Below are 26,113 nucleotides of genomic sequence, written 5' to 3' on the forward strand. Positions count from 1 at the left end.
ATTACCGCGCGTCATTTTGTGAATGGGTTCACTATAAGCAAGCGTTTCTATATGGCCGCAAACGCTGTTGCATTCGTACGACATTGGCGAAAAACGGGGGATACATGAGCGAACCGGGTCAGAAGCTACGCTTGGGCGCGCTGATCGCGTTGGTGGTCGGCTCGATGATTGGCGGCGGGATATTCTCGTTGCCGCAGAACATGGCGGCGCGTGCCGATGTAGGGGCGGTGCTGATCGGCTGGACCATCACTGCGGTGGGCATGCTGGCCCTGGCCTCCGTGTTCCAGACCCTGGCCAACCGCAAGCCGGAACTGGACTCGGGAGTATATGCCTACGCCAAAGCCGGTTTTGGCGACTACATGGGCTTCTCATCGGCCTGGGGCTACTGGATCAGCGCCTGGCTGGGCAACGTCGGTTACTTCGTATTGCTGTTCAGCACCCTGGGTTTCTACTTCCCTGTATTTGGCGAGGGCAATACGCCTGTCGCCATCGGTTGTGCCTCAGTCCTGCTGTGGGCGGTGCACTTTCTGGTCTTGCGCGGCATCAAGGAGGCGGCGTTCATCAACCAGGTGACCACCGTGGCCAAAGTGGTGCCCATCCTGATTTTCGTGGTGATTGCCGCATTCGCCTTCCGCGCCGATATCTTCACCCGGGATATCTGGGGGTTGAGCAACCCTCAGTTCGGAGGTGTGCTGGAGCAGGTGCGCAACATGATGCTGGTGACCGTATTCGTGTTCATCGGCATCGAGGGCGCCAGCGTCTACTCCGGGCGGGCCCAGCGCCGCTCCGATGTGGGCAAGGCCACGGTCATCGGCTTTCTCGGTGTGCTGGCGCTACTGGTGCTGGTCAACGTGCTGTCCCTCGGGGTGATGACCCAGCCGGAGCTTGCCGGTTTGCAGAACCCTTCGCTGGCGTCGGTGCTGGAGCATATCGTCGGCCCTTGGGGCGCATTGCTGATCAGTATCGGCCTGGCGGTTTCGCTGCTGGGGGCGTTGCTTTCCTGGGCATTGTTGTGTGCCGAGATTCTTTACGCCACCGCTCGTGACAAGACCATGCCGCGCTTCCTGGCCAAGGAAAACGCCAACCATGTACCGGCCAATGCCCTGTGGCTCACCAACTGCATGATCCAGGGTTTCCTGCTGATCACGTTGTTCTCGGCCGGCACTTACACCAGCCTGATCTACCTGGCGTCGTCGATGATCCTGGTGCCTTACCTGTGGTCGGCGGCCTATGCGCTGCTGCTGGCGGTGCGTGGCGAGAGCTACGCCGCGCAGCCACGGTTGCGGCGCAAAGACGTGCTGGTGGCGCTGGTTGCCTTGCTCTACGCCATCTGGCTGCTGTATGCCGGCGGGCTCAAGTACCTGCTGTTGTCGGCATTGCTGTATGCCCCGGGCGTGATCCTGTTCGCCAGGGCCAAGCATGAGCAGCGGCAAACCCTGTTCACCACGTGGGAAAAGCTGATTTTCGCGGCCGTGCTGGCAGGCGCGGCGCTGGCCGCCTACGCCCTGTATTCAGGGTTGCTGAGCTTGTGATGGGGCTGCGCAGGCGTGCTCCGGGCGTGACCAGATCCACAGGTTGCCCAGGGTCATGCCGGCGATGGCGAGGAATACCGGCCAGTGGTGTTCAAGAAAGGTCAGCATCAGGCCTGCACAGAGCAGCATGCTGAAGGTAGCGCTGACCTTGGCGCGGCGCTGGATCACCTTGCCGTTGCGCCAGTTGTACAGAATCGGCCCAAACAGGCGGTGGTTTTCCAGCCAGGCCGACAACCGTGGCGAACTGCGCGTTGCAGCCCACGCTGCCAGCAGGATGAATTCGGTGGTTGGCAGGCCGGGAATGACGATCGCGACCAGACCCACCCCCAGGCTCACGTAAGCCAGTATTCCATACAGCAGGCGGGCGAGTTTCGAGCGGGCGGGTCGGGTCATGGTCTCACTGCAAAAAACGGTGCGGCCACCAGAAGGGTGGCTGGCTAAGGCGTATCAAACCAGCGCAGCATCTGCAGCATAGGCATGCTTGAGCAGCTCGGTGAAGCGCTCGAATGCCGCTACTGCGCCGCGCTCGGCAGCCGCGTCTTCTTCGGCCGACAGGTCCAGGGCATCCAGGATGCGGGTGAACTGCTTCCAGCCTTCAGCACGGCCACCGGCCGGCTCGCCCAGGTGCCGGGCGCCGAAGCTGTCGGACAGGCCCAGCGCTGCGGCCCGTTTGATCAGAAACGCAGCGCCCAGTTTGGAGCCTTCGGAGACGAAGATCCAGCCCATTGCCTCGCCCAGGCTCGGATTGGCCAAGGCACCCGGCACCGCGGCCGGCACCTGGGTGTCGAGGTCGGCGAGGTCGAGGCGGGCTTGGTCGGCCCGGCAGCGCGCGGCCAGGTCGGGGACGATGGCGATCAGTTGCGGGTCGTTGTACAGGGCCTGCAGCTCGGATTGGAACAGGTACTGGGCGACCACGAAGCGGGCGAAACTTTCGCGGCTGTCGAATGGGGCGTGGGACTTGACCAGGGCATCCAGCTCGGCGTGCGGGGCGTGGGTGATCTGGTTCAGGCGCTGGGAGCGCAAGGCTGGGCGGTCGATCATGGGGCAGTCCTTGGAAAGAGGGCGTCTAGAGACAAGACGAAGCAGCGGGGGCGGAACAGTAAAAAAAACCGGGTATCTACAGACGGGTCATTGCGTTGCCTGTGGGATCGGGCGCCGCGCGGGCGGCGCCTGATCCCACAGGCGCTGCAAACCTGAAACCTTCAGATATCCCACACCACATTGATGCCGAAGTTGCGCCCCGGCATGCTCAAACGGTCGATGTTGGCCGGCTGGGTCACAGCCGCTTCACCCTGGCCGTCATAGCTGCGTACCGAGTCCCACTGCCAGTATTTCTTGTCGGTCAGGTTGTACAGCCCGGCGTTGATGGTGACGTCGTCGGTCACCTTGTAGAAACCGGTCAGGTCCAGCACGCCATAGCCTGGCGTGCGGAACTTCGTGCTCGAACCGTCTGGCGAGTAGAAGGTGCTGTCGTCGACCCGGGTCTTGCGCTTGACCAGCGTCCAGCTCAGCAAGCCACCATAGTTGTGTTGCTCGTAACCCAGGCCGAACACGCCTTTGAGCGGGTTGACCGTGTTCAGCGGTTCGCCGGTGTCATCGTTACGGCCATAGGTATAGGCAATCGAGCCCTGGGTATACAGGCCTTGTGGCGCTCCGAAGTGGTCAAGGTTGAGGCGGCCCTTGACCTCGGCGCCCTTGATGGTGGCGTGCTTGATGTTGTTGGCCTGGAAGGTCTGTTCCAGGTTGGCGCTCTGCACGGCGTCTTCGTCGATGAAGTCGCGGTACTTGTTGTAGAACACCGCCACGTCGAAGTTACCGGCGTCGAAGTTGCCGCGCAGGCCGGTTTCGTAGCCCTTGCTCTTTTCAGGCTCCAGCCCTGGGTTGCCTTCTACCCGGTAGCCTTGGTCTAGGTTGACGAATTTCCCGTACATGGACTTGGCGGTCGGCGTGCGGAAGCCCTCAGCGTACTGGCCGTACCAGGTGTAGTGGTCATCGAAGGCGTAGGTCAGGCCGAACTTGGGCGAGACGCGGTGCCACGTCTTGTCCGAGTCGTCCTGGGAGGTGGGCGCGGTGGCGGTGGACTCCAGGCCACGCAGGAACGCCTCGGTGAACTTGGGCTGCATGCGCGTGTAGTCGTAACGGGCGCCTGGCAGGAAGGTCCAGCGGTTCCAGCGGATTTCATCCTGCACGAACAGGCTGTAGGTGTTCACGGTCGGGTCCGGGAAATCACTGACCAGCACCTGGCCGTCGGCCGGGCGCGGCGCGCCGGCGGCAGCGCAACCCGAGCCTACGGCCAGGCAGGTGCCCGTGCCGCTGCGCGACCCGGTGATTTTCTCGTGCTTGAGGGTGGTGCCGTAGGTCAGCAAGTGGTCGGTGCTGCCGATGCTGAAGGCTTTGTCCAGCTGGGCATCGAATACCCACTGGCGGTCCTTGTAACGTGTGTCGCGGGTGCGCAGTACCTGGCGGCCAGGTGGCGCATAGATTTCATCGGTGTGCTGGTCGGTCTTGGCGACCTGGTAGTTCAGGCTCCACTTCACCTGGTCAGCGAACAGCGTGTCCAGGCCGAATTCATGGTTGATGCCGAAGCGTTCGCGGGTGATGGTGTCGTTGCCGCTGCGCGCCTTGTAGTAGCCCATGCCCCCGAACCCGGGTATGAACGGCCCTCCCGCGGCGCTGAGGATATTCTGGTCGCGGTCATCCTTGTAGCGCTCGTAAGTAACGCCCAGGCGGGCGTCGTCAGCGTAGTTCCAGCCTGCCTTGGCCAGCACGTTGGTGGTGCGCACGTCCATCGGGTTGGCTTCGGTACGGGCCAGGCCGGCGCCGCTGTGATGGCCTTGGGTCTCGGTCTCGTGGCCATTGCGCTGGCTCAGGTGCAGCAGGCCGTCGACATCGCCCTGACGCCCGGCGACGGTGGCCGAGGTCAGCCAGCTTTCGTCCGCCGAGCTGTAACCGCTTTTCAGGCGTGCGCCAACATCCTTGCCTGGCTTGATGATGTCGTCGGGGTCGAGGGTGAAGTAGCTGACCGCGCCGCCGATCGCATTGCTGCCATACAGCACCGAGGCCGGGCCGCGCAGGATTTCCACGCGCTTGACGATTTCCGGGTCGACATAGTTGCGTTGGGTTTGCGCGTAGGGGCCGTAGAAGAAACTGTCGGGGATCGCCACACCGTCGACCTGGGTGAGAATCCGCTCGCCGTCGATACCGCGGATGTTGTAGCCGTTCAGGCCACTGCGCTGGCCGGTGCCGGCCACCGACACACCCGGTTCGTAACGCACCAGGTCCTGGATGTTGTTGACGTTCTGGCGGTCCAGTTGCGCTCGGGTCTGCACGCTGACCGTGCTCGGCACCTGGCTCACGTCCTGGGCACTGCGGGTGGCGCTGACGGTCACTTGCTGCAGCGCGATCACATTGTTCGCGGCCTGGCGTTCGAGTACCACATTGGCATTGCCGATCTTGCGAAAGCTCAGCCCGGTGCCCTGCAACAGGCGCTTGAGCGCGGCATCTGGCGGCAGCGCACCCTGTACACCGGGTGAGGCCACGCCTTCGGCCAACTCGGCGCTGAAGCCAACCTGCCAACCGGTGACCTGGCTGAAGGCGTTGATGGCCGACACCAGCGGTTGCTGGCCGATGCTGAAGCGGTAATCGCCCATGCGCGGGCTGCTGGCGCGGGCCGGTTCGGCAGCCAGCGCCGGCAGGCTGCAGGCGCCGCTGGCGAGCAATGCCAAGGTCAGCAGCGAAAGCTGCCCGGTACGGCGGGGAAGGGAAGACGAGCGGGTAATACCTGTGTACATCGAAAGCGCTCCCAAACGTGCAGACAGTTATAGGTGTCTGTTCTCGTTTGTTAAACAAGAATCAGTTGCATTGGCTATAACGAGACGGATGGGGGCGCAAAACCGCGTAAAAATAAATGCAAAAGCGTTGAACAGGCATGCCGGGCTGCGCGGCGGCGTGGCCGCAGGGGAGGCAAACAGTCAGTTCAGGATGACCAGCGCCGGGTACTCATGCAACTGGGCGGAGGTGATGTGAGCCAGCGCGCGCAGGGTTTCCAGCGGCTGGTCGAGGCGGTAGTTGCCGGTTACGGCAATGTCATCCAGCTGGGTATTGCGGTTGATGATCCAGCCGGGGTAATAGCGCCGGACTTCGGCCAGTACCTGGCTCAGCGGGCAGTTTTCGAACACCAGGCGGCCATCGACCCAGGCCAGGTCCTTGTGCATGTCGGGGCGCTGGCGCTGGCCAATGCCCTGGGGGCCCACACTGATGCTGTCGCCAGCGCTGAGGCGTATGCGCTGGTCACGCGCACCTTGCAGGTCGACATCGCCGCGCTGCACCCGCAGTTGCGCTTCACCGTTGAGGTAGCGCACGGCGAAATCGGTATCGCGTGCTTGCGCGCGCAATGGCCCGGCCTGGACTTCCAGCGGCATCGGCGCGTTCTGCGGCACCTGGAAGTAGGCTTCACCCTGCAGCAGGCGCGCGACCTGGCGGCCGCCGCGGCGGTCACTGGCGAACGCCGAATTGGTATTCAGCAGCACCTTCGCGCCATCGTCCAGTTGCAGGCGCTGGCGTTCGCCGACCACGGTCAGGTGGTCGGCCTGCAGGCGTGTCGGCAGGTTGCCGAAGGTCACCAGCCCAACCAGCAGCACGGCTGCCGTCGCCAACGGCTTCCAGTGGCTGCGCAGGCGCCCGCGCCACGACCGACGCTGCTGCCGGTGCATCTGCGTGGCCACCTGGTGCAGCGGCATACCGTTCCACAGCGCTTCTGCCTCGACATAGGCTTCGGCGTTTTCTGGCGCTGCGCTCAACCAGGCCTGGAAGGCGAGGGTGTCTTCGGCATCGGCGCCTTGCAGGCGTACCAGCCATTCCAGCGCCTCGTCCATGGCACGCGCACGGGCATTGGGCCCGGCAGGTGACGGGTGAGGGGCGGGGCTGTCGGTCACGGGGAATCCTTGCGTGGTTTTTTGCAAATGATCAAGGCTGCGGCGTGGTGTGGCAAGGGCTTTACGTTGAGGGGCTGGCCAGCGGCCGGTTCACTTCAGGCGCTCGGCGACGCCCATGCAGATGGCCATGATCAGCTTCAGTTCCTTTTGTACCGTACTGGCCGAAACATTCAGTTGCTCGGCAATTTCCAGGTAGGTGGCGCCATGCAGGCGGCTGAGAATGAAGATGCGCTGCTGGCGCTCGCTCAGCTGGTTCAGGCTGATGCTCAGGTGCTTGAGCAGTTGTTCGGCGTGCGCGGCATCCTCGCTGCTGCTGGCCGGTGCGGCCACGCTGTGCAGCACCTCGTCGGGCACGTCGTCGACCAGCATGCGGGCCTGCACCCGGCGGGCGCGCAGGTGGTCGAGCGCCAGGTTGCGGGCCGTCTGGAACACGAAAGGTTCGATGTGCTCGACAGGCCGCTCGCCCAGGGCGCGCGACACCCGCAGGTAGGTTTCCTGCAGCAGGTCCTCGGCGGTGCTGGGGTTGCCGACCATGCGCTGCAGGGTGCGCAGCAGGGAAAGGCGCTGGAGGAGGAAGACGGCGTTGAACCGGGACTGACTCACGAGAAGACCTGACCGACCAAAAGCTAATGATAATGCTTATCATCTATGCGAAAGGTCAAGTCTGGGAATGTTAGGAAAAGGTAAAGATTGTGAGCCCGCTGGTGGCTGGGGGAGGATGTTCTGTGTATTCGAGACCGAGCGCCGCCCGCGCGGCGCCGGGTCTCACAGGCGCCAAAAGTGCCCCGTCAGGCTCACCGTGCCCTGCACAACGCCAGGCAGTTATCCAGCATGCGGTTGCTGAAGCCCCACTCGTTGTCATACCAGGCCAGCACCTTGAGCATGCGCCCGTTGGCGCGGGTGTGGTTGGCATCGAAGATCGACGACAGCGGGTTGTGGTTGAAATCGCAGGAAACCAATGGCAACGCGTTATAGCCCAAGACCTTGGAATGCTTGCTCGCCTCGAGGAACAACTGGTTGACCTGCTCGGCGGTGGCCTCGCGTTTGAGGTTCACGGTCAGGTCCACCAGCGACACGTTGATCACTGGGACCCGCACGGCCATACCGGTCAGTTTGCCGGCCAGTTCCGGCAATACCAGGCCTACCGCCTCGGCCGCGCCGGTCTTGCTGGGGATCATCGACTGGGTTGCCGAGCGCGCGCGGTACGGGTCGCTGTGGTAAACGTCGGTCAGCACCTGGTCGTTGGTATAGGCGTGGATGGTGGTCATCAGGCCTTGCTCGATGCCGAACTCGCGGTGCAGCACCTGGGCGATCGGTGCCAGGCAGTTGGTGGTGCACGAGGCGTTGGATATGACCTGGTGCGAAGCCCGCAGCACGTCATGGTTGACCCCGTACACCACGGTGGCATCAGCCCCTTTGGCCGGCGCCGAGACAATCACCTTGCCCGCCCCGGCAGCCAGGTGGGCAGCTGCCTTGGCCCGCTCGGTAAACAACCCGGTGCATTCGAACACCACATCGATCGCTTCGGCCTTCCACGGCAGTTCGGCCGGGTTGCGAATGGCACTGACCGCGATACGGTCACCATTGACCGTGAGGCTTTCGTGGTCGGCCTCGACCGTGGCGTCGAAGGTGCCGTGCACGCTGTCGTACTTGAGCAGGTGGGCGTTCATGGCGCTGTCGCCCAGGTCGTTGATGGCGACGACCTGCAGGTCCTGGCGGTAGCCTTGGGTATACAGTGCGCGCAGGACGTTGCGGCCGATGCGGCCGAATCCATTGATGGCGATGCGAAGGGTCATGGCAGTACCTCTGGCAGTCCGAGTGAAACCTGTGGCACAAAGGAGCTTCACTGAAACGGTTTTGTTGTTGGAATTACAAGATTATTCACTATCAGATAGAAAACAAGCCTTTTTAGTGGCAGTATTTTGTTTAAACATACAACGAGTGGTGGGGCAATATGCCTCTACCGATGCAGCGGGCTCCTGGTCTTGAGCCTAGGCGGCAATCGGTTGGAGGGGAAATGCCCGGTAAACCGCCCTTACAATTAGTCTGGAGTCCAGTACATGCATCCGCGCATCCTTGAGGTCACCCAGCGGCTGGTCGAACGCAGCCGAGCCACCCGCGAACGCTACCTGCAGCTGATTCGCGGCGCGGCCAGTGACGGGCCCATGCGCGCCAGCCTGCAGTGCGCCAACTTCGCCCACGGGGTGGCCGGTTGCGGGAGCGACGACAAGCAAACGCTGCGCCTGATGAACGCCGCCAACGTGGCCATCGTCTCGGCCTACAACGACATGCTGTCGGCCCACCAGCCGTACCTGCACTTCCCCGAGCAGATCAAGCAGGCCCTGCGCGAGGTCGGCTCGGTCGGCCAGTTCGCCGGTGGCGTGCCGGCCATGTGCGACGGCGTGACCCAGGGTGAGCCGGGCATGGAACTGGCCATCGCCAGCCGGGAAGTGATTGCCATGTCCACCGCGGTAGCGCTGTCGCACAACATGTTCGACGCCGCGCTGATGCTGGGCATTTGCGACAAGATCGTCCCCGGGCTGATGATGGGCGCGTTGCGCTTTGGCCATTTGCCGACCATTTTCGTGCCGGGCGGGCCGATGGTTTCCGGCATTTCCAACAAGCAGAAGGCCGACGTGCGCCAGCGCTATGCCGAAGGCAAGGCCAGCCGCGAGGAGCTGCTGGAGTCGGAGATGAACTCCTACCACAGCCCGGGTACCTGCACCTTCTACGGCACCGCCAATACCAACCAGCTGGTGATGGAGGTGATGGGCCTGCATCTGCCTGGCGCGTCGTTCGTCAACCCGTACACGCCGCTGCGCGATGCGCTCACCGCCGAGGCCGCGCAACAGGTCACGCGCATGACCAAGGCCAGTGGCAGCTTCATGCCGCTGGGCGAAATCGTCGACGAGAAGGCGCTGGTCAACTCCATCGTTGCCCTGCACGCCACGGGTGGCTCCACCAACCATACCCTGCATATCCCGGCAATTGCCCAGGCTGCCGGCATACAGCTGACCTGGCAGGACATGGCCGACCTCTCCGAGGTCGTGCCCACCCTGTCGCATGTCTACCCCAACGGCAAGGCTGACATCAACCACTTCCAGGCCGCTGGCGGCATGGCCTTCCTGATCCGCGAGCTGCTCGATGCCGGCCTGTTGCACGAAGACGTCAACACCGTCGCCGGCCACGGCCTGCGCCGTTACACCCAGGAGCCGTTCCTCGATGATGGCAAGCTGGAATGGCGCGAAGGCCCGCTGCAAAGCCTGGACGAAAGCATCCTGCGCCCGGTCGCGCGGCCGTTCTCGGCCGAAGGCGGCCTGCGGGTGATGGAGGGCAACCTGGGGCGTGGCGTGATGAAGGTTTCGGCTGTAGCTGCCGAGCACCAAGTGGTCGAGGCCCCGGCGCGGGTGTTCCACGATCAGCAGTCGCTGGCCGATGCGTTCAAGGCCGGTGAGCTGGAGTGTGATTTCGTGGCCGTGGTGCGCTTCCAGGGCCCCCGTTGCAATGGCATGCCCGAGCTGCACAAGCTCACGCCGTTCCTGGGCGTGCTGCAAGACCGCGGCTTCAAGGTGGCGCTGGTTACCGACGGGCGCATGTCCGGCGCCTCGGGCAAGATCCCGGCGGCGATCCACGTGTGCCCCGAAGCCTATGACGGTGGCCCGCTGGCACGGGTGCGCGATGGTGATATGGTGCGCGTTGATGGTGTCGAAGGCACGCTGCGGGTACTGGTATCGGCCGAAGAACTGGCCAGCCGCGACCTGCCGCCGGCGCCCCAGGGCAATGACCTGGGGTGCGGGCGCGAGCTGTTCGGCTTCATGCGCATGGCGTTCAGCCCGGCAGAGCAGGGCGCCAGTGCCTTCACCTCTGCCCTGGAGAACCTTAAATGAAGGACCTGCTGGTTGGCGATATCGGCGGCACCAACGCCCGTTTTGCGTTGTGGCGTGACAACCAGTTGCACGAGGTAAAAGTCTTCGCTACCGCGGACTACACCAGCCCGGAGCAGGCTATCGAGGCCTATCTGCATGGCCAGGGCATCGCCCGCGGCGGCCTGGCCGCGGTGTGCCTGGCGGTGGCAGGGCCGGTCGAGGGCGACGAGTTTCGCTTCACCAACAACCACTGGCGCCTGAGCCGCCTGGCGTTCTGCAAGACCTTGCAGGTCGAGCGGCTGGTGTTGATCAATGATTTCACCGCCATGGCGTTGGGCATGACCCGCCTGCAGGAAGGCGAAGTGCGCCAGGTGTGCCCCGGCCAGGCAGACCCCACGCGCCCGGCACTGGTGATCGGCCCGGGCACCGGCCTTGGCGTGGGTTCGCTGCTGCGCCTTGGCGGGCAGCACTGGCAGGCCTTGCCGGGCGAAGGCGGGCATGTCGACCTGCCGGTGGGCAACGCCCGCGAAGCGGCGATCCACCAGCAGATCCACCAGCAAATCGGCCATGTCAGTGCCGAGACGGTACTCAGCGGGGGTGGCCTGGTACGGCTTTACCAGGCCCTGTGTGCGCTGGACGGCGACGCCCCACGGCACACGTCCCCGGCGCAGATCACCGATGCAGCACTGGGCGGCGAGCCACGGGCACTGGCGGTGATCGAGCAGTTCTGCCGGTTCCTGGGGCGCGTGGCCGGGAACAATGTGCTTACCCTGGGCGCGCGCGGTGGGGTCTATATCGTTGGCGGGGTCATCCCGCGGTTTGCCGAGTTGTTCCTGCGCAGCGGGTTCGCCGCCAGCTTTGCCGACAAAGGCTGCATGAGCGGCTACTTTGCGGGTGTGCCGGTGTGGCTGGTGACGGCGGAGTTTTCCGGGTTGCTGGGGGCGGGTGTGGCGTTGCAGCAAGCGCTGGACCATTGACTGGGGCCGCTTTGCGGCCCATCGCGGGCAAGCCCGCGAAGGGCTGCAAAGCAGCCCCAATAAAAACAGGCAGCAAAGACCTGTAACCAAGAAGAGGAAGGACCACCTTGAGCACTGCCGGCAAATCGATCCTGATGGTCGACGACGACCAGGAAATCCGTGAACTGCTGCAAACCTATTTGAGCCGCTCCGGCTTCCAGGTGCATGCCGAAGCCGACGGCGCGGGCTTTCGCCGCGCGCTGGACAGCAGCCCCTGCGACCTGGTCATTCTCGATGTCATGTTGCCCGATGAAGATGGTTTCAGCCTGTGCCGCTGGGTTCGGCAGCATCCGCGCCGGGCGCGTGTGCCAATCATCATGCTCACTGCCAGTTCCGATGAAGCCGACCGGGTCATCGGCCTGGAGCTGGGTGCCGACGACTACCTGGGCAAACCGTTCAGCCCGCGCGAGCTGCAGGCGCGGCTGAAGGCCCTGCTGCGCCGCGCCGAGTTTGGCCAGGCGGCGCCGGGGAGCGCGGTGCTGGCCTTCGATGACTGGCGCCTGGACACGGTCAGCCACCGGCTGTTCCACCGCGATGGTGAGGAGGTGATTCTCTCCGGTGCCGACTTCGCACTGCTCAAGCTGTTCCTCGACCACCCACAGCAAATCCTCGACCGCGACACCATCGGCAACGCCACCCGCGGCCGCGAGCCGATGCCGCTGGACCGTATCGTCGACATGGCGGTCAGTCGCCTGCGCCAGCGCCTGCGCGACACCGATAAACCTCCCCGGCTGATCCGCACCGTGCGCGGCAGCGGTTACCTGTTGGCGGCGCATGTCTGCTGTGCGCCCTGAGCGGCGCTGGCGCTTGCTGCCCCGCTCACTGCTGGGGCGCATGCTGCTGCTGACCCTGCTGGTGGTGCTGCTGGCCCAGGGGTTGTCGAGCATCATCTGGGTTTCCCAACTGCGCGCCAGCCAGTTGCAGGGGTTGCGGGCCAGTGCCAGCAGCCTGGCCCATTCGATGAGCGCCAGCGTCAGTTACTTCCGGTCGTTGCCAGTGGCCTACCGGCCGCTGGTGCTCGACCAGTTGCGCAGCATGGGCGGCACGCGGTTTTTCGTATCGCTCAACGCCACCCCGCTGGACATGCAGGCGTTGCCCGTCACGGCGCGCAAGCAGGCGGTGATCGATGTATTCCAGCAGGTGTTGCACGAGCGCCTGGGGTCGCAGATGGAAATTTCCGTCGAGTTCGTCGGGCCTGACGAGCTGCGCATCTTCAACAGCGGCCTCAAGCTCGACGAGCTGCCGCGCTCGTGGGCGCATTACTCGCTGACGCTCGAGCCCCTCAAGCCACCGGTGCTGGTCACGCAGATCCGCCTGGGGGAGGGGGAGTGGCTGTACATCGCCTCGTTGCTGCCCGAGCCGTATACCGGCCTGGAAGCCGAACGCCTGCCACGCCAGCAGGTGGGGTTCATGGTGCTGACCACGGCCTTGCTGTTGCTGTTCATCGGCTTGCTGGTGCACTGGCAAAGCTGGCCACTCAAACGCCTGGCCCGGGCCGCGCGGGAAATGTCGCTGGGCGCTGATGTGGCGCCGCTGGCGGAAGGTGGCGGCAGCGAAGTGGTCGAGGTGAGCCGGGCATTCAACAGCATGCGCGAACGTATCAGCCGTTACCTGACCGAACGCAGCCAGTTGTTCAGCGCCATATCCCACGACCTGCGCACACCAATAACCCGCCTGCGCCTGCGTGTCGAGCTGTTGGAAGACGAGCGCCTGCAAGCCAAGTTCAGCCAGGACCTGGACGAGCTGGAGCTGCTGGTCAAAGGCGCCCTGCAATGTGTGAAGGACACCGACATCCACGAGAACATCGAGCCCGTCGACCTCAATCAGGTGCTGGATATCCTGGCCGAGCCTTACCTGGCCGATGGCCGCGTCACTGTGTACGGCAAGGCGCTTGCACCGTACCCCGGCAAACCTCTGGCCCTGCGACGCTGCATCGGCAACCTGATCGACAACGCCATCAAGTACGGCGAACGGGCGCAACTGCGTATCATCGACAGCGCCGAGGGCTTTGTGCTGCAGGTGGATGACCAAGGGCCGGGGGTACCCCAGCAGCAGCTGGAGCAGGTGTTCGAGCCACACTTCCGCCTGGCCGCCCAGCAACAGGGTTACGGGCTGGGGTTGGGGATTGCACGCAATATTGCCCATAGCCATGCCGGCGAGGTGAGTTTGCTGAACCTGCGCGACGGCGGGCTGCGGGTAACCTTGTTCCTGCCGCGAGGCATGGACTGATTTTCCGTGTTGCCTGCAAGGGCCGCACGGGTTTCAAGGTTTGCCCTCAGGTCACTCAATTGTCACTGCCCAGTGACAATCCCAACCTCCTTCGTGACATCTGCCTCGACCCCGCTGGCTAGAATTCGCACACGACTGGCAAGGATAAAGCTGGCTCATGAATACCCACCTACTGCCCTCCACCAGCTGGCTGAAAGCCCCGGCTCATACGGCCTGGCGCCTGGCCGAGGCACAGCGGCTGCTGGCCTTTGCCAAAGCCGCGAAACGCCCGGACGGCTTCGGCAACCTGGATGCCAAAGGCCAACTCGCCGCTGGTGCCCGCGCCGAAACCATGAACACGGCGCGCATGACCCACTGTTTTGCCCTGGCTCACCTGCAAGGCATTCCAGGCTGCCTGGCCTACGCCGAGCACGGCGTGGCCGCCCTGCGCGGCGCCATGCAAGATGCCAGCTATGGGGGCTGGTTCGCTCACCCCGATGGCCAGCAGGACAGCGGCAAGGCCGCCTACCTGCATGCCTTCGTCGCCCTGGCCGCCAGCTCTGCCGTGGTGGCGGGCGCCGCCAGTGCCAGGGGCCTGCTGGCAGACGCCACCGAGGTGATCGAGCGGCATTTCTGGAGCGAAGCCGAAGGTGCCCTGCAAGAGGCTTACTCCCGTGCCTGGCAATTGCCCGAGCCGTACCGTGGCGCCAACAGCAACATGCATGCGACCGAGGCGTTCCTGGCCCTGGCTGATGTCACCGGCAACACGCTGTGGCTGCAACGCGCGTTGCGTATCGCCGAACGCATCATCCATACCCATGCCGCCGGTAGCGGTTACCGGGTGATCGAACACTTCGACGTGCACTGGCAGCCCGTGGCGGACTACAACCACGACCACCCCGCCGATCATTTCCGGCCCTTTGGCACCACGCCTGGGCACGCCCTGGAATGGGCGCGTTTGCTACTGCACCTGGAGGCCAGCCTGCAACGTGCCGGGCTGCCGGCACCGCAGTGGCTGGCAGAAAGTGCCAGCGGGCTGTTCGAGGCCGCCTGCCAGCACGCCTGGAACGTCGATGGCGCAGAGGGTTTCGTCTACACCCTGGACTGGGCCAACCGCCCGGTGGTGAATGCGCGCCTGCACTGGGTGCACGCCGAAGCGTGCGCCGCCGCCGCGGCCTTGTTGCAGCGTACCGGCGAAGCCCGTTACGAGCAGTGGTACCGCACCCTCTGGGGGTTTATCGCCAACCACTTCATCGACCCTGTGGCGGGCAGCTGGCACCACGAACTCGATAGCAACAACCGGCCGGCCGGGACCATCTGGCCGGGCAAGCCCGACCTCTATCACGCCTACCAGGCGCTGCTGCTGCCAGGCTTGCCGCTGGCGCCCAGCCTGGCCAGCAACCTGGGCAGCAATGTAACCAAATGATGACATTCACGCATCGCTTCGTTACCTGACGGGGCGGGCACGCTGTTTAGACTCCATGCAACGCAAGCATTTGACTTGCACGCATAACAACAAGAAAGGTGCTTCGATGAATTCCAAACTCTGTCTCGCCGCTGCTATCTCGCTCGCCTCCTTACTGCCGCTGGGCGCCAGCGCCGCCGAAAGCAAAGGCAGTGTAGAGGTGGTGCACTGGTGGACCTCTGGCGGTGAAAAAGCAGCGGTCGATGTGCTCAAGGCGCAAGTCGAGAAAGACGGCTTCACCTGGAAGGACGGCGCCGTTGCCGGCGGCGGCGGGGCCACTGCCATGACCGTACTCAAGAGCCGCGCAGTCGCCGGCAACCCACCCGGTGTGGCGCAGATCAAGGGGCCGGACATCCAGGACTGGGCGGCCACCGGCCTGCTCGATGCCGATGTGCTCAAGGACGTGGCCAAGGAAGAAAAGTGGGACTCGCTGCTCGACAAGAAGGTCGCCGATACCGTGAAGTACGACGGTGACTACGTTGCCGTGCCGGTCAACATCCACCGTATCAACTGGCTGTGGATCAACCCCGAAGTCTTCAAGAAAGCCGGCATCGACAAGGCGCCCAGCACCCTCGACGAATTCTATGCCGCTGCCGACAAGCTCAAGGCCGCCGGCTTCATTGCGCTTGCCCATGGCGGCCAGCCTTGGCAGGACAGCACCGTGTTCGAAAACGTGGTCCTGGCAGTGATGGGCGTCGATGGCTACAAGAAGGCCCTGGTCGACCTCGACAGCGCCACCCTGGCTGGCCCGCAAATGGTCAAGGCACTGACCGAGCTGAAAAAGGTGGCCACCTACATGGACCAGGATGGCAAGGGCCAGGACTGGAACCTGGAAGCGGCCAAGGTCATCAACGGCAAGGCCGGCATGCAGATCATGGGTGACTGGGCCAAGAGCGAATGGACCCTGGCGAAGAAAACCGCCGGCAAGGATTACCAGTGCGTCCCATTCCCCGGCACGGACAAGGCCTTCTTGTACAACATCGACTCGCTGGTGGTGTTCAAGCAGAACGACGCCGGAACATCCGCCGGGCAGCAGGACATCGCGCGCAAGGTGCTGGGCGAGGACTTCCAGAAGGTCTTCAGCATCAACAAAGGGTCGATTCCGGTGCGTAACGACATGCTCGGCAACATGGGCAAGTATGGCTTCGACAGCTGCGCGCAAACCTCCGCCAAGGACTTCCTCGCCGACGCCCAGACGGGCGGCCTGCAGCCAAGCATGGCGCACAACATGGCCACCACGCTGGCCGTGCAGGGCGCGTTCTTCGATGTGGTGACCAACTACATCAACGACCCCAAGGCCGACCCGGCCGATGCGGCGAAGAAGCTGGCGGCGGCCATCAAGGCGGCCCAGTAAAGGCTGACGCGGTCCCGTTGTAGGAGCGGCCTTGCGTCGCGATGGGCTGCGCAGCAGCCCCAAACCTGCGCACTCGATCTTTCAGGTAGGTGTCGAACTTGAGTCCTCAGGGCTGCGCTGCAGCCCATCGCGACGCAAGGCCGCTCCTACCCGGAGTGCAGCGCCTTTGAGGTGAACCATGACCACAACTACCGCCCAATTGCGGGCCTCACCCCTGGACGCGCTGCAGCGCTGGCTACCCAAGCTGGTGCTGGCACCGAGCATGTTCATTGTGCTGGTGGGCTTCTACGGCTACATCCTCTGGACATTCGTGCTGTCCTTCACCACCTCGACCTTCCTGCCCACCTACAAGTGGGCGGGCCTGGCGCAATATGCCCGGCTGTTCGACAACGATCGCTGGTGGGTGGCCAGCAAGAACCTGCTGCTGTTCGGCGGCCTGTTCATCGCCATCAGCCTGGCCATTGGCGTGTTGCTGGCGGTATTGCTGGACCAGCGCATTCGCCGCGAAGGTTTTATCCGGACCATTTACCTGTACCCCATGGCCCTGTCGATGATCGTTACCGGCACCGCCTGGAAGTGGCTGCTCAACCCTGGCATGGGCCTGGACAAGCTGCTGCGCGACTGGGGCTGGGAGGGCTTCCGGCTGGACTGGCTGATCGACCCGGACCGGGTGGTGTACTGCCTGGTGATCGCCGCCGTGTGGCAGGCATCGGGCTTCATCATGGCCATGTTCCTGGCCGGGCTGCGCGGGGTTGACCAGTCCATCATCCGCGCCGCGCAGATCGACGGCGCCAGCCTGCCACGCATTTACTGGACAGTGGTGCTGCCCAGCCTGCGCCCGGTGTTTTTCAGTGCGCTGATGATTCTTTCGCACATTGCCATCAAGAGCTTCGACCTGGTGGCGGCGATGACCGCCGGTGGCCCGGGTTACTCATCCGACCTGCCGGCCATGTTCATGTACTCGTTCACCTTCAGCCGCGGCCAGATGGGCATGGGGTCGGCCAGCGCCATCCTCATGCTGGGCGCGATTCTGGCGATCCTCGTGCCTTACCTGTACTCGGAGCTGCGGAGCAAACGCCATGCATAGCGCATCGAATAGCCCTGCCGAAAAACCGGCACTGAGCCTTGGCCGTATCGCCATCCATGGCGTGTTGCTGATCGCTGTGCTGCTGTACCTGGTGCCGCTGGTGGTGATGCTGCTGACCAGCTTCAAAACCCCGGAAGACATCAGCACCGGCAACCTGCTGAGCTGGCCCGCGGTGATCACTGGCATTGGCTGGGTCAAGGCCTGGGGTACCGTCAGCGGTTACTTCTGGAACTCGATCATGATCACCGTGCCGGCGGTGCTGATCTCCACTGCCATCGGCGCGTTGAACGGCTATGTGCTCTCGATGTGGCGCTTCCGCGGGTCGCAGCTGTTCTTCGGGCTGCTGTTGTTCGGCTGCTTCCTGCCATTCCAGACAGTGTTGCTGCCGGCCTCGTTCACCCTCGGCAAGCTCGGCCTGGCCAGCACCACCAGTGGCCTGGTGCTGGTGCACGTGGTCTACGGGCTGGCCTTCACCACCCTGTTCTTCCGCAACTTCTACGTGAGCATCCCGGATGCGCTGGTCAAGGCGGCGCGCCTGGATGGCGCCGGGTTCTTCACCATTTTCCGCCGCATCATCCTGCCGATGTCGACGCCGATCATCATGGTCTGCCTGATCTGGCAGTTCACCCAGATCTGGAACGATTTCCTGTTCGGCGTGGTGTTTTCCAGCGGCGACTCGCAACCGATCACCGTGGCCCTGAACAACCTGGTGAACACCAGCACCGGCGCCAAGGAATACAACGTCGACATGGCGGCGGCGATGATCGCCGGCCTTCCAACCCTGCTGGTCTACGTGGTGGCAGGCAAATATTTCGTGCGCGGGCTGACGGCCGGCGCAGTCAAGGGGTAAGTCATGGCAACGCTCGAACTGCGCAATGTAAACAAGACCTACGGCACCGGCCTGCCCGACACCCTCAAGGACATCCAGCTGTCGATCAGCGACGGTGAGTTCCTGATTTTGGTTGGCCCGTCGGGCTGTGGCAAATCGACCCTGATGAACTGCATCGCCGGCCTGGAGCAGATCACCGGCGGGGCCATTCTCATCGACGGGCAGGACGTCAGTGGCATGAGCCCCAAGGACCGCGACATCGCCATGGTGTTTCAGTCCTATGCGCTGTACCCGACCATGAGCGTGCGCGAAAACATCGAATTTGGCCTGAAAATCCGCAAGCTGCCGCAGGCGGCAATCGATGAAGAGGTGGCGCGGGTGGCCAAGCTGCTGCAGATCGAGCACCTGCTGGCGCGCAAACCGGCGCAGCTGTCGGGCGGCCAGCAGCAGCGTGTGGCCATGGGCCGGGCACTGGCGCGGCGGCCGAAGATCTACCTGTTCGACGAGCCGCTGTCCAACCTGGACGCCAAGCTGCGGGTCGAGATGCGTACCGAAATGAAGCTGATGCACCAGCGCCTGAAGACCACCACCGTGTACGTCACCCATGACCAGATCGAGGCCATGACCCTGGGCGACAAGGTTGCGGTGATGAAAGATGGCATCATCCAGCAGTTCGGTACCCCGCAACAGATCTACAACGACCCGGCCAACCAGTTTGTCGCCAGCTTCATCGGCTCGCCGCCAATGAACTTCATTCCGGCCCGCCTCAAGCAACAGGATGGTCGCCTGCTGGCGCTGCTCGACAGCGGCCAGGCGCGCTGCGAGCTGCCCTTGGGGCTGGCCGCCAATGAACAGGATGGCCGTGAAATCCTGCTGGGCATCCGCCCTGAGCAGATCGCCCTGGGGGCCAGCGAGGGCAACGGCCTGCCGGCCATTCGTGCCGAAGTGCAGGTCACCGAACCCACCGGGCCGGACCTGCTGGTGTTCGTCACCCTCAACCAGACCAAGGTGTGCTGCCGCCTGGCGCCCGATGTGGCCTGCCAGGTTGGCGACAACCTCAACCTGCAACTGGACCCGGCGCGGGTGCTGCTTTTCGACGCCAACAGCGGCGAGCGGCTGCACCTGGCCAGCACTGCCGCAGCCACCAAGGACAACGTGGCTCACTTCAAAGGCCGTTAATTCGTCTACATCATCAATAAGAAAAAGAGGACGCAAAGGGATGGAACAGCGCAAACGTATCAAGACATTGGGGTCGCTGGCATTGCTCGCCGTGGTAGGCAGCGCCAGTGCACAAGCTGCCGAGGCATTTTCCAGCGAATCGAAGTGGATGACCGGCGACTGGGGCGGCACCCGCACCGAGCTGCTGGACAAGGGCTACGATTTCACCCTCGATTACGTGGGCGAAATGGCCGGTAACCTGCATGGCGGCTACAACGACGACAAAACCGCGCGCTACAGCGACCAGTTCGCCCTTGGCGCGCACTTGGACCTGCAGAAGATCTTTGGCTGGCACGATGCCGAATTCAAGCTGGCGATCACCGAGCGTAGCGGCCGTAACCTGTCCAACGACCGCATCAGCGACCCGCGCGCCGGGCAGTTCAGCTCGGTGCAGGAGGTGTGGGGGCGCGGCCAGACCTGGCGCCTGACCCAGATGTGGGTCAAGCAGAAGTACTTCGACGGCGCACTGGATGTGAAAGTCGGCCGCTACGGCCCGGGTGAGGATTTCAACAGCTTCCCGTGCGACTTCCAGAACCTGGCCTTCTGCGGTTCGCAGGTGGGCAACTGGGTAGGCGGCATCTGGTACAACTGGCCGGTCAGCCAGTGGGCGCTGCGGGTGAAGTACAACATCACCCCGGACTTCTTCGTGCAGGTCGGTGCCTTCGAGCAGAACCCGTCCAACCTGGAAACCGGCAACGGCTTCAAACTCAGTGGCAGCGGCACCAAGGGCGCGATCCTGCCGGTGGAGGCGGTGTGGTCACCCAAGGTCAACGGCCTGCCGGGCGAGTACCGCCTGGGCTACTACTACAGCACCGCCAAGGCCGACGATGTCTACGACGACGTCAACGGCAACCCGCAGGGTATCACCGGCAACGCGTTCAAGTCGCACTCCAGCAAGCATGGCTGGTGGGTGGTGGCGCAGCAGCAGGTCACCGCCCATGCCGGGGATGTGAACCGCGGCCTCAGCCTGTTCGCCAACTTCACCGTGCACGACAAGGCCACCAACGTGGTCGACAACTACCAGCAGGTGGGGTTGGTGTACAAAGGCGCGTTCGACGCCCGGCCCAAGGATGACATCGGCTTTGGCGTGGCACGCATCCATGTGAACGACGACGTGAAGAAGCGTGCCGAGCTGATCAACGCGCAGAACGGCATCGACGATTACGACAACCCAGGCTTCATGCCATTGCAGCGCACCGAGTACAACGCCGAGCTGTACTACGGCTTCCACGTCACCAACTGGCTGACCGTGCGGCCCAACCTGCAGTACATCAAGAGCCCGGGTGGGGTTGACCAGGTGGACAATGCGCTGGTCGCCGGCTTGAAGATTCAGTCGTCATTCTGAGGGCAATTGTTGTAAATTTACGCCAATCCATTTTCGGCGCCCAACACCCACTGCCCTGCAGTGGGTGTTGGGGATAGGCCGAGACAGCGCTACCTCAAACAAAAAGAGCTCTGACCCATGCCTGAACATCCGCTCCATCGCTTCTTCACCTCGCAGCGGCCGCGGCCGACATTCGAGTGGGAGCGTTACCAGCAGCGCGATGTACTGATCATCGACCACCCCCGTTGCCAGGCGGTATTCAGCCGCCAGGGCGCGCAACTGCTGCATTTTCAGCCGGCGGGCGAGCGGCCTTGGCTGTGGTGCGCCGAGCAGTGGCCGCAGGTGGGGGCGATACGCGGTGGTGTGCCGGTGTGCTGGCCGTGGTATGGCCGCCACCCCAGCGAAGACCTGTGGCCGGCGCATGGCTGGGCGCGGTTGCTGGACTGGAAGCTGGTGGACAGTCGCGAGGACGAGGAGGGCGTAAGCCTGAAGTGGCAATTGGACCTGTGCGACTGGCAGGTCGACCTGCATGCCCGGTTGGGCAGCCGCATGGAGCTGAGCCTGAGCACCGAGCACCAGGACAGCCAACCCTGCCAGTTGAGCCATGCCTTGCTGGCCTACTGGCGTATCAGTCACGTTTCCGAGATAGCGCTGTCTGGGCTGGAGGATATCCAGGGTTATGACCGGCTCAACCGTCAGGCCTGCCGCGAGGACGGTGCGCTGAAGCTCAAGGGCGGCTGCCAGAAGGTCTACCCGGGCACGCCGCGGGTACAACTGCAGGACCCGGCCTGGCAGCGCGAGCTGTGCATCGACACGGGCGACAGCGACGACACGGTGGTCTGGCACCCGGGCAATCGCCCGTTGATGGGCGTGACCGGGCGGGAATGCCAGGGCTTTGTCTGCGTCGAGGCGGCCAGTGGCAGCGGCGAGGGCTTGACCCTGGCGCCGGGGCAGCGTGCCCACCTGCGTTTGCAGGCGCACCGGCTCAGTTGAGTTCGTCGTCCTCGATCGGGTAGCGGCTGGCGTTCAGGCTTTCCTTGATCTTGCGCAGGTGCGGCTGGAAATCCACGCCACGGCGCAGGGTCATGCCGGTAGCCAGGACATCGAGCACGGTCAGCTGAATGATGCGCGAGGTCATTGGCATGTAGATGTCCGTGTCTTCGGGCAGCGGGATATGCAGGCTCAGGCTGCAGGCGTTGGCCAGGGGCGAGCCGGCGGCAGTCAGGCCCAGTACCGAGGCACCGTTTTCGCGGGCCAGGCGTGCCACATCGACCAGTTCGCGGGTGCGCCCGGTGTAGGAAATGATCACGAACAGGTCACCAGTGTGGGCCACCGAGGCCAGCATGCGCTGCATCAGCACGTCGGCATGGGCCGATACCGCCAGGTTGAAGCGGAAGAACTTGTGCTGTGCATCGAGGGCCACCGGGGCGGAGGCGCCAAGGCCGAAAAAGTGGATTTGCCGGGCCTGGATCATCATGTCCACGGCACGGCTGACCTGCATCGGGTCCAGTTGCTGGCAGGCACTGTCGAGTGAGGCAATGGCGCTGGCGAAGATTTTCTGGGTATAGGCCGCCGGGTCATCGTCGGCCTCTACTGCGCGGCTGACATAGGCAGCGCCGCTGGCCAGGCTCTGTGCCAGTTGCAGCTTGAGCTCGGGGTAGCCGCTGACGCCGAACGAGCGGCAGAAACGGTTGACGGTCGGCTCGCTGACCTTGGCCGCCTGGGCCAGCGCAGCGATGCTGAAACGGGTGGCTTGTTGCGGGTTGAGCAGGATGACTTCGGCGACTTTGCGTTCGGCCTTGTTCAGCTCGTCGAGGCGTCCCTGGATCTGTTCCAGGAGGTTTCGCACGCGGTCCATGGGTATGTCCTTGGGTCGGGAAGACAGCCGGCTGTGGGAGCAGCAGGCTTTTTGCACGGTCGTCTATCGTACTGTCGGTGCGGTTGGTGTACCACTTGTCTGTAACACTTGTGTGTAATGTTGTGGTTTTTACTACATTTCCCCTTGAAAACCGTATGTGAAAGCGGTATTCCTAGACCAACTTTAGGAAAGAACCAACATCATGGCTGCAATCAGTGTCGAACCTTGCACCTTTGCCCTGTTTGGCGCCCTCGGCGACCTGGCGCTGCGCAAGCTGTTTCCTGCGCTGTACCAACTCGACCGCGCCAATCTGCTGCACCCCGACACCCGTCTGCTGGCGCTGGCGCGTGAGGCCGGCAGTGCGCAGGCGCACCTGGATCACATCGAAGCGCACCTGCGCCGGCATGTGCCCGAGGCCGATATCGAGCCGGCTGCACTGGGGCGCTTCCTCGCCCGGCTGAGCTACCTGCACCTGGACTTCCTGCAGCCCGAAGGCTATCAGGCGCTGGCCGAGCAGTTGCCCGGCGAGTTGCCGTTGATCGCCTACTTTGCCACCGCCGCGGCTGTATACGGGGCCATTTGCGAGAACCTTGACAAGGCCGGCCTGGTGGCGCGCACCCGGGTAGTGCTGGAAAAACCCATTGGCCATGACCTGGAATCGTCACGCCGGGTCAACGACGCTGTCGCGCGGTTCTTCCCGGAAAGCCGGGTCTACCGTATCGACCACTACCTGGGCAAGGAGACCGTGCAGAACCTCATTGCCCTGCGGTTTGCCAACAGCCTGTTCGAAACCCAGTGGAACCAGAATTCCATCTCCCATGTGGAGATCACCGTTGCCGAAAAGGTCGGTATCGAAGGCCGCTGGGGCTACTTCGACAAGGCCGGGCAACTGCGCGACATGATCCAGAACCACCTGCTGCAGCTGCTGTGCCTGATCGCCATGGACCCGCCCAGCGACTTGTCTGCCGATGCCATCCGCGAGGAAAAGGTGAAGGTGTTGAAGGCACTGGCACCGATCACGGGCGACGCCCTGAGCACCCGCGTGGTGCGTGGCCAGTACATTGCCGGCTACAGCGACGGCAAGCCGGTACCGGGCTACCTGGAAGAAGACAATGCCAACGCGCAGAGCGATACCGAAACCTTCGTCGCCCTGCGTGCCGACATTCGCAACTGGCGTTGGTCGGGCGTGCCGTTCTACCTGCGTACCGGCAAGCGCATGCCGCAGAAGCTGTCGCAGATCGTTATCCACTTCAAGGAAACCCCGCACTACATCTTCGCCCCGGAACAGCGTTTGCAGGTGGGCAACAAGCTGATCATCCGCCTGCAGCCGGATGAAGGCATTTCGTTGCGGGTGATGACCAAGGAGCAGGGGCTGGACAAGGGCATGCAACTGCGCAGTGGCCCGCTGCAACTGAATTTTTCCGATACCTGGCGCAGTGCGCGGATTCCGGATGCCTACGAGCGGCTGTTGCTCGAAGTGATGCGCGGCAACCAGAACCTGTTCGTGCGCAAGGATGAAATCGAGTATGCCTGGAAGTGGTGCGACCAGTTGATCGCCGGCTGGCGTAATGCGGGCGATGCGCCCAAGCCTTACGCGGCCGGCTCCTGGGGGCCAATGAGCTCGATTGCACTGATCACACGCGATGGGAGGGCGTGGTATGGGGATATCTGAACTGAAACTGCCAGCGGTCGTGAACGTACACGAGTTGGCAAACGCCGAGGCGCTGGCCGCCACGCAGGCCCACGACGTGGCCGAGCGCCTGCGCGCTGCGGTTGCTGCCAAGGGGCAGGCCTGCGTGGTGTTGTCCGGTGGCCGCAGCCCGGTGCCCTTCCTGGAAAAACTGGCCAGCGAAGCGCTGGACTGGGCCAAGGTCACCGTCAGCCTGGCCGATGAACGCTGGGTGCCGGTAGAGCACGCCGACAGCAATGCGGGCCTGCTGGCCCGTCACCTGTTCCAGGGTGATGCGGCCAAGGCCCGCTTCATTGGCCTGTACCAGCAGGCGGAAAACCTCGACGCCGCCGCACTCATGGCCGACCAGGCGTTGGCCGAGCTGCCGCAGATCGACGTGCTGGTGCTGGGCATGGGGGACGATGGCCATACCGCTTCGCTGTTCCCGGCCAGCCCGAACTTGGAAGCAGGCCTTGACTTGGCTGGCCAACGTCGCTGCCTGCCGTTGCTGGCGCCCAGCGTGCCGCACCAGCGCCTCTCGATGACCCGCGCCTTGCTGGCCAGTGCCGGCTTTACCGCGCTGGCCGTGCAGGGCCAGGGCAAACTCGCCACCCTGCGCGCCGCGCTGGCTGGCAACGACCTTACCGAAATGCCGATTCGCGCTTTTCTTCACGCCCCCCTGGACATCTACTGGTGCCCATGAGCCAAGGATCCACAGTCATGACCACCCTTGAACGCCCACAGTCCAAGCTCTCGATGGCCGACAAAGCCGCGCGGATCGACGCCATTTGCGAAAAGGCGCGCATCCTGCCGGTAATCACCATCGCCCGTGAGGAAGACATCCTGCCGCTGGCTGACGCACTGGCTGCTGGCGGTATCCGTACCCTTGAAGTGACCTTGCGCTCAGCGCTTGGGCTGAAGGCCATCGAGGTACTGCGCAAGCAGCGCCCGGAGCTCTGCGTGGGCGCCGGCACTGTTCTGGACCGCGGTATGTTCGCCGCCGTTGAAGCCGCAGGTGCACAATTTGTCGTCACCCCAGGCATTACCCCGGAGCTCCTCCAGGCCGGGGTGGATAGCGAGATCCCGCTACTGCCAGGCATCAGCACGCCGTCTGAAATCATGCTGGGGTATGCCCTGGGCTACCGTCGCTTCAAGCTGTTCCCTGCTGAAATCAGCGGTGGCGTGGCGGCGATCAAGGCGTTCGGCGGGCCTTTCGGCGATATCCGCTTCTGCCCAACCGGTGGTGTGAACCCGGCCAATGTGCGCAATTACATGGCCTTGCCCAACGTGATGTGTGTAGGGGGCACCTGGATGCTCGACAGCAGCTGGATCAAGAATGGCGATTGGGCGCGGATTGAAGCGTGCAGTGCCGAGGCGATGGCGCTAGTGGACGCCAACTGAATTTGTTGTGTGCTTTACGGCTTATGGGGCGCTTGGTCGGCGCCCCTTTTTTTTGCCTGGCTTTCTTGCAGCGCCGGGCTTATGGATCGAGTTCTCTGCGCGACAGCGCAGCCCTTAGGGCTGTGTGATCTCCCACAGGAATACCGCAGCACTCGAAGCCTGTGCAGTACCCTGTGGGAGATTCTATGGTTCCTGGCAAGGGTAGCCGCAGCATCTTCAGCGCCTGTGAGATCGAGCGCCGCCCGCGCGGCGCATCGCGAGCTGCGGTCGCTGCTTGTATGTTGTGACTGGCCTGGCGGGAGAAGATATTCTCGTCAGGCTGAAGAAGCACTTCCGGGGAGGCCGATCGCTC

The 26,113-nt window shown here is 63.7% G+C and carries 22 protein-coding genes; 15 read left to right on the plus strand and 7 right to left on the minus strand.

The window, feature by feature from the left end; translation table 11 throughout:
* Positions 1–104 precede the first annotated feature (104 nt).
* Entirely contained in the window at positions 105–1,532 is a 1,428-nt protein-coding gene (gene arcD, locus B3361_RS10225; RefSeq protein WP_054906274.1) for an arginine-ornithine antiporter, read from the plus strand.
* Here the strand turns inward: arcD and B3361_RS10230 are convergent.
* From B3361_RS10230 to gap, 6 genes are all read right to left on the minus strand, one after another.
* Positions 1,512–1,925 carry a YbaN family protein gene (locus B3361_RS10230; RefSeq protein ID WP_154211641.1) on the minus strand — a complete coding sequence of 138 codons (414 nt, stop codon included), beginning with the start codon at positions 1,923–1,925 and terminating at the stop codon, positions 1,512–1,514. The genes arcD and B3361_RS10230 overlap by 21 nt on opposite strands.
* Positions 1,926–1,979: 54 nt before the next feature.
* The gene (locus B3361_RS10235; protein ID WP_009683391.1) at positions 1,980–2,573 is read right to left on the minus strand and encodes a biliverdin-producing heme oxygenase; all 594 of its coding nucleotides are present in this window, start codon (positions 2,571–2,573) and stop codon (positions 1,980–1,982) included.
* 161 nt (positions 2,574–2,734) lie between these two features.
* Entirely contained in the window at positions 2,735–5,323 is a 2,589-nt protein-coding gene (locus B3361_RS10240) for a TonB-dependent receptor (RefSeq protein ID WP_054881594.1), read from the minus strand.
* Positions 5,324–5,503: 180 nt separating this feature from the next.
* Positions 5,504–6,466: a FecR family protein gene (locus tag B3361_RS10245; RefSeq protein WP_286920199.1), complete on the minus strand. Its 963-nt coding sequence runs from the start codon at positions 6,464–6,466 to the stop codon at positions 5,504–5,506.
* Positions 6,467–6,556: 90 nt separating this feature from the next.
* Positions 6,557–7,069 carry an RNA polymerase sigma factor gene (locus B3361_RS10250; RefSeq protein ID WP_054881596.1) on the minus strand — a complete coding sequence of 171 codons (513 nt, stop codon included), beginning with the start codon at positions 7,067–7,069 and terminating at the stop codon, positions 6,557–6,559.
* Between the two features lie 191 nt (positions 7,070–7,260).
* Positions 7,261–8,262: a type I glyceraldehyde-3-phosphate dehydrogenase gene (gene gap / locus B3361_RS10255; RefSeq protein WP_054881597.1), complete on the minus strand. Its 1,002-nt coding sequence runs from the start codon at positions 8,260–8,262 to the stop codon at positions 7,261–7,263.
* 264 nt (positions 8,263–8,526) lie between these two features.
* On the opposite strand from gap, the gene edd reads away from it, so the two are divergent.
* The 11 genes from edd (at position 8,527) to B3361_RS10310 (ending at position 21,826) form a co-directional block, all read left to right on the plus strand.
* Positions 8,527–10,353, plus strand: a complete 1,827-nt coding sequence (gene edd / locus B3361_RS10260) for a phosphogluconate dehydratase (RefSeq protein ID WP_286920200.1) — start codon at positions 8,527–8,529, stop codon at positions 10,351–10,353.
* The gene (locus B3361_RS10265) at positions 10,350–11,309 is read left to right on the plus strand and encodes a glucokinase (protein WP_054905910.1); all 960 of its coding nucleotides are present in this window, start codon (positions 10,350–10,352) and stop codon (positions 11,307–11,309) included. Before edd ends, B3361_RS10265 begins: the two co-directional genes overlap by 4 nt.
* A gap of 107 nt (positions 11,310–11,416) precedes the next feature.
* Positions 11,417–12,142, plus strand: a complete 726-nt coding sequence (gene gltR, locus B3361_RS10270) for a two-component system response regulator GltR (RefSeq protein WP_029885496.1) — start codon at positions 11,417–11,419, stop codon at positions 12,140–12,142.
* On the plus strand, positions 12,123–13,577 hold the full coding sequence (locus B3361_RS10275) for an ATP-binding protein (RefSeq protein WP_029885495.1): 1,455 nt from the start codon (positions 12,123–12,125) through the stop codon (positions 13,575–13,577). Before gltR ends, B3361_RS10275 begins: the two co-directional genes overlap by 20 nt.
* Before the next feature lie 157 nt (positions 13,578–13,734).
* Entirely contained in the window at positions 13,735–14,982 is a 1,248-nt protein-coding gene (locus B3361_RS10280; protein ID WP_029885494.1) for an AGE family epimerase/isomerase, read from the plus strand.
* 106 nt (positions 14,983–15,088) lie between these two features.
* Positions 15,089–16,375 (plus strand): ABC transporter substrate-binding protein, encoded by a 1,287-nt coding sequence (locus tag B3361_RS10285; RefSeq protein WP_029885493.1) that lies wholly within the window; start codon positions 15,089–15,091, stop codon positions 16,373–16,375.
* A 178-nt stretch (positions 16,376–16,553) separates the two neighbouring features.
* The gene (locus B3361_RS10290; RefSeq protein ID WP_009683405.1) at positions 16,554–17,462 is read left to right on the plus strand and encodes a carbohydrate ABC transporter permease; all 909 of its coding nucleotides are present in this window, start codon (positions 16,554–16,556) and stop codon (positions 17,460–17,462) included.
* A complete protein-coding gene (locus B3361_RS10295) occupies positions 17,455–18,312 on the plus strand; it encodes a carbohydrate ABC transporter permease (RefSeq protein ID WP_009683406.1) in 858 nt (285 codons plus the stop codon). Before B3361_RS10290 ends, B3361_RS10295 begins: the two co-directional genes overlap by 8 nt.
* 3 nt (positions 18,313–18,315) lie before the next feature.
* Positions 18,316–19,470, plus strand: coding sequence for an ABC transporter ATP-binding protein (locus tag B3361_RS10300; protein WP_029885492.1), 1,155 nt, complete (start codon positions 18,316–18,318; stop codon positions 19,468–19,470).
* A 40-nt stretch (positions 19,471–19,510) separates the two neighbouring features.
* A complete protein-coding gene (locus B3361_RS10305; RefSeq protein ID WP_054905909.1) occupies positions 19,511–20,854 on the plus strand; it encodes a carbohydrate porin in 1,344 nt (447 codons plus the stop codon).
* A gap of 117 nt (positions 20,855–20,971) precedes the next feature.
* A complete protein-coding gene (locus B3361_RS10310) occupies positions 20,972–21,826 on the plus strand; it encodes a D-hexose-6-phosphate mutarotase (RefSeq protein ID WP_054905908.1) in 855 nt (284 codons plus the stop codon).
* Here the strand turns inward: B3361_RS10310 and hexR are convergent.
* Entirely contained in the window at positions 21,819–22,682 is an 864-nt protein-coding gene (gene hexR, locus B3361_RS10315; RefSeq protein ID WP_172828429.1) for a DNA-binding transcriptional regulator HexR, read from the minus strand. The genes B3361_RS10310 and hexR overlap by 8 nt on opposite strands.
* A gap of 211 nt (positions 22,683–22,893) precedes the next feature.
* Between hexR and zwf the strand changes: the two genes are divergently transcribed.
* The 3 genes from zwf to B3361_RS10330 are packed head-to-tail and all read left to right on the plus strand — an operon-like array spanning position 22,894 to position 25,761.
* Positions 22,894–24,363, plus strand: a complete 1,470-nt coding sequence (gene zwf / locus B3361_RS10320) for a glucose-6-phosphate dehydrogenase (protein WP_054905907.1) — start codon at positions 22,894–22,896, stop codon at positions 24,361–24,363.
* Positions 24,350–25,063, plus strand: coding sequence for a 6-phosphogluconolactonase (pgl, locus tag B3361_RS10325; protein WP_054905906.1), 714 nt, complete (start codon positions 24,350–24,352; stop codon positions 25,061–25,063). The genes zwf and pgl overlap by 14 nt, the downstream gene beginning before the upstream one ends.
* A 17-nt stretch (positions 25,064–25,080) precedes the next feature.
* Entirely contained in the window at positions 25,081–25,761 is a 681-nt protein-coding gene (locus tag B3361_RS10330) for a bifunctional 4-hydroxy-2-oxoglutarate aldolase/2-dehydro-3-deoxy-phosphogluconate aldolase (protein ID WP_054890314.1), read from the plus strand.
* Positions 25,762–26,113 lie beyond the last annotated feature (352 nt).

This window comes from Pseudomonas sp. UBA6699 (assembly GCF_002454615.1).
Lineage (GTDB): Bacteria > Pseudomonadota > Gammaproteobacteria > Pseudomonadales > Pseudomonadaceae > Aquipseudomonas > Aquipseudomonas juntendi.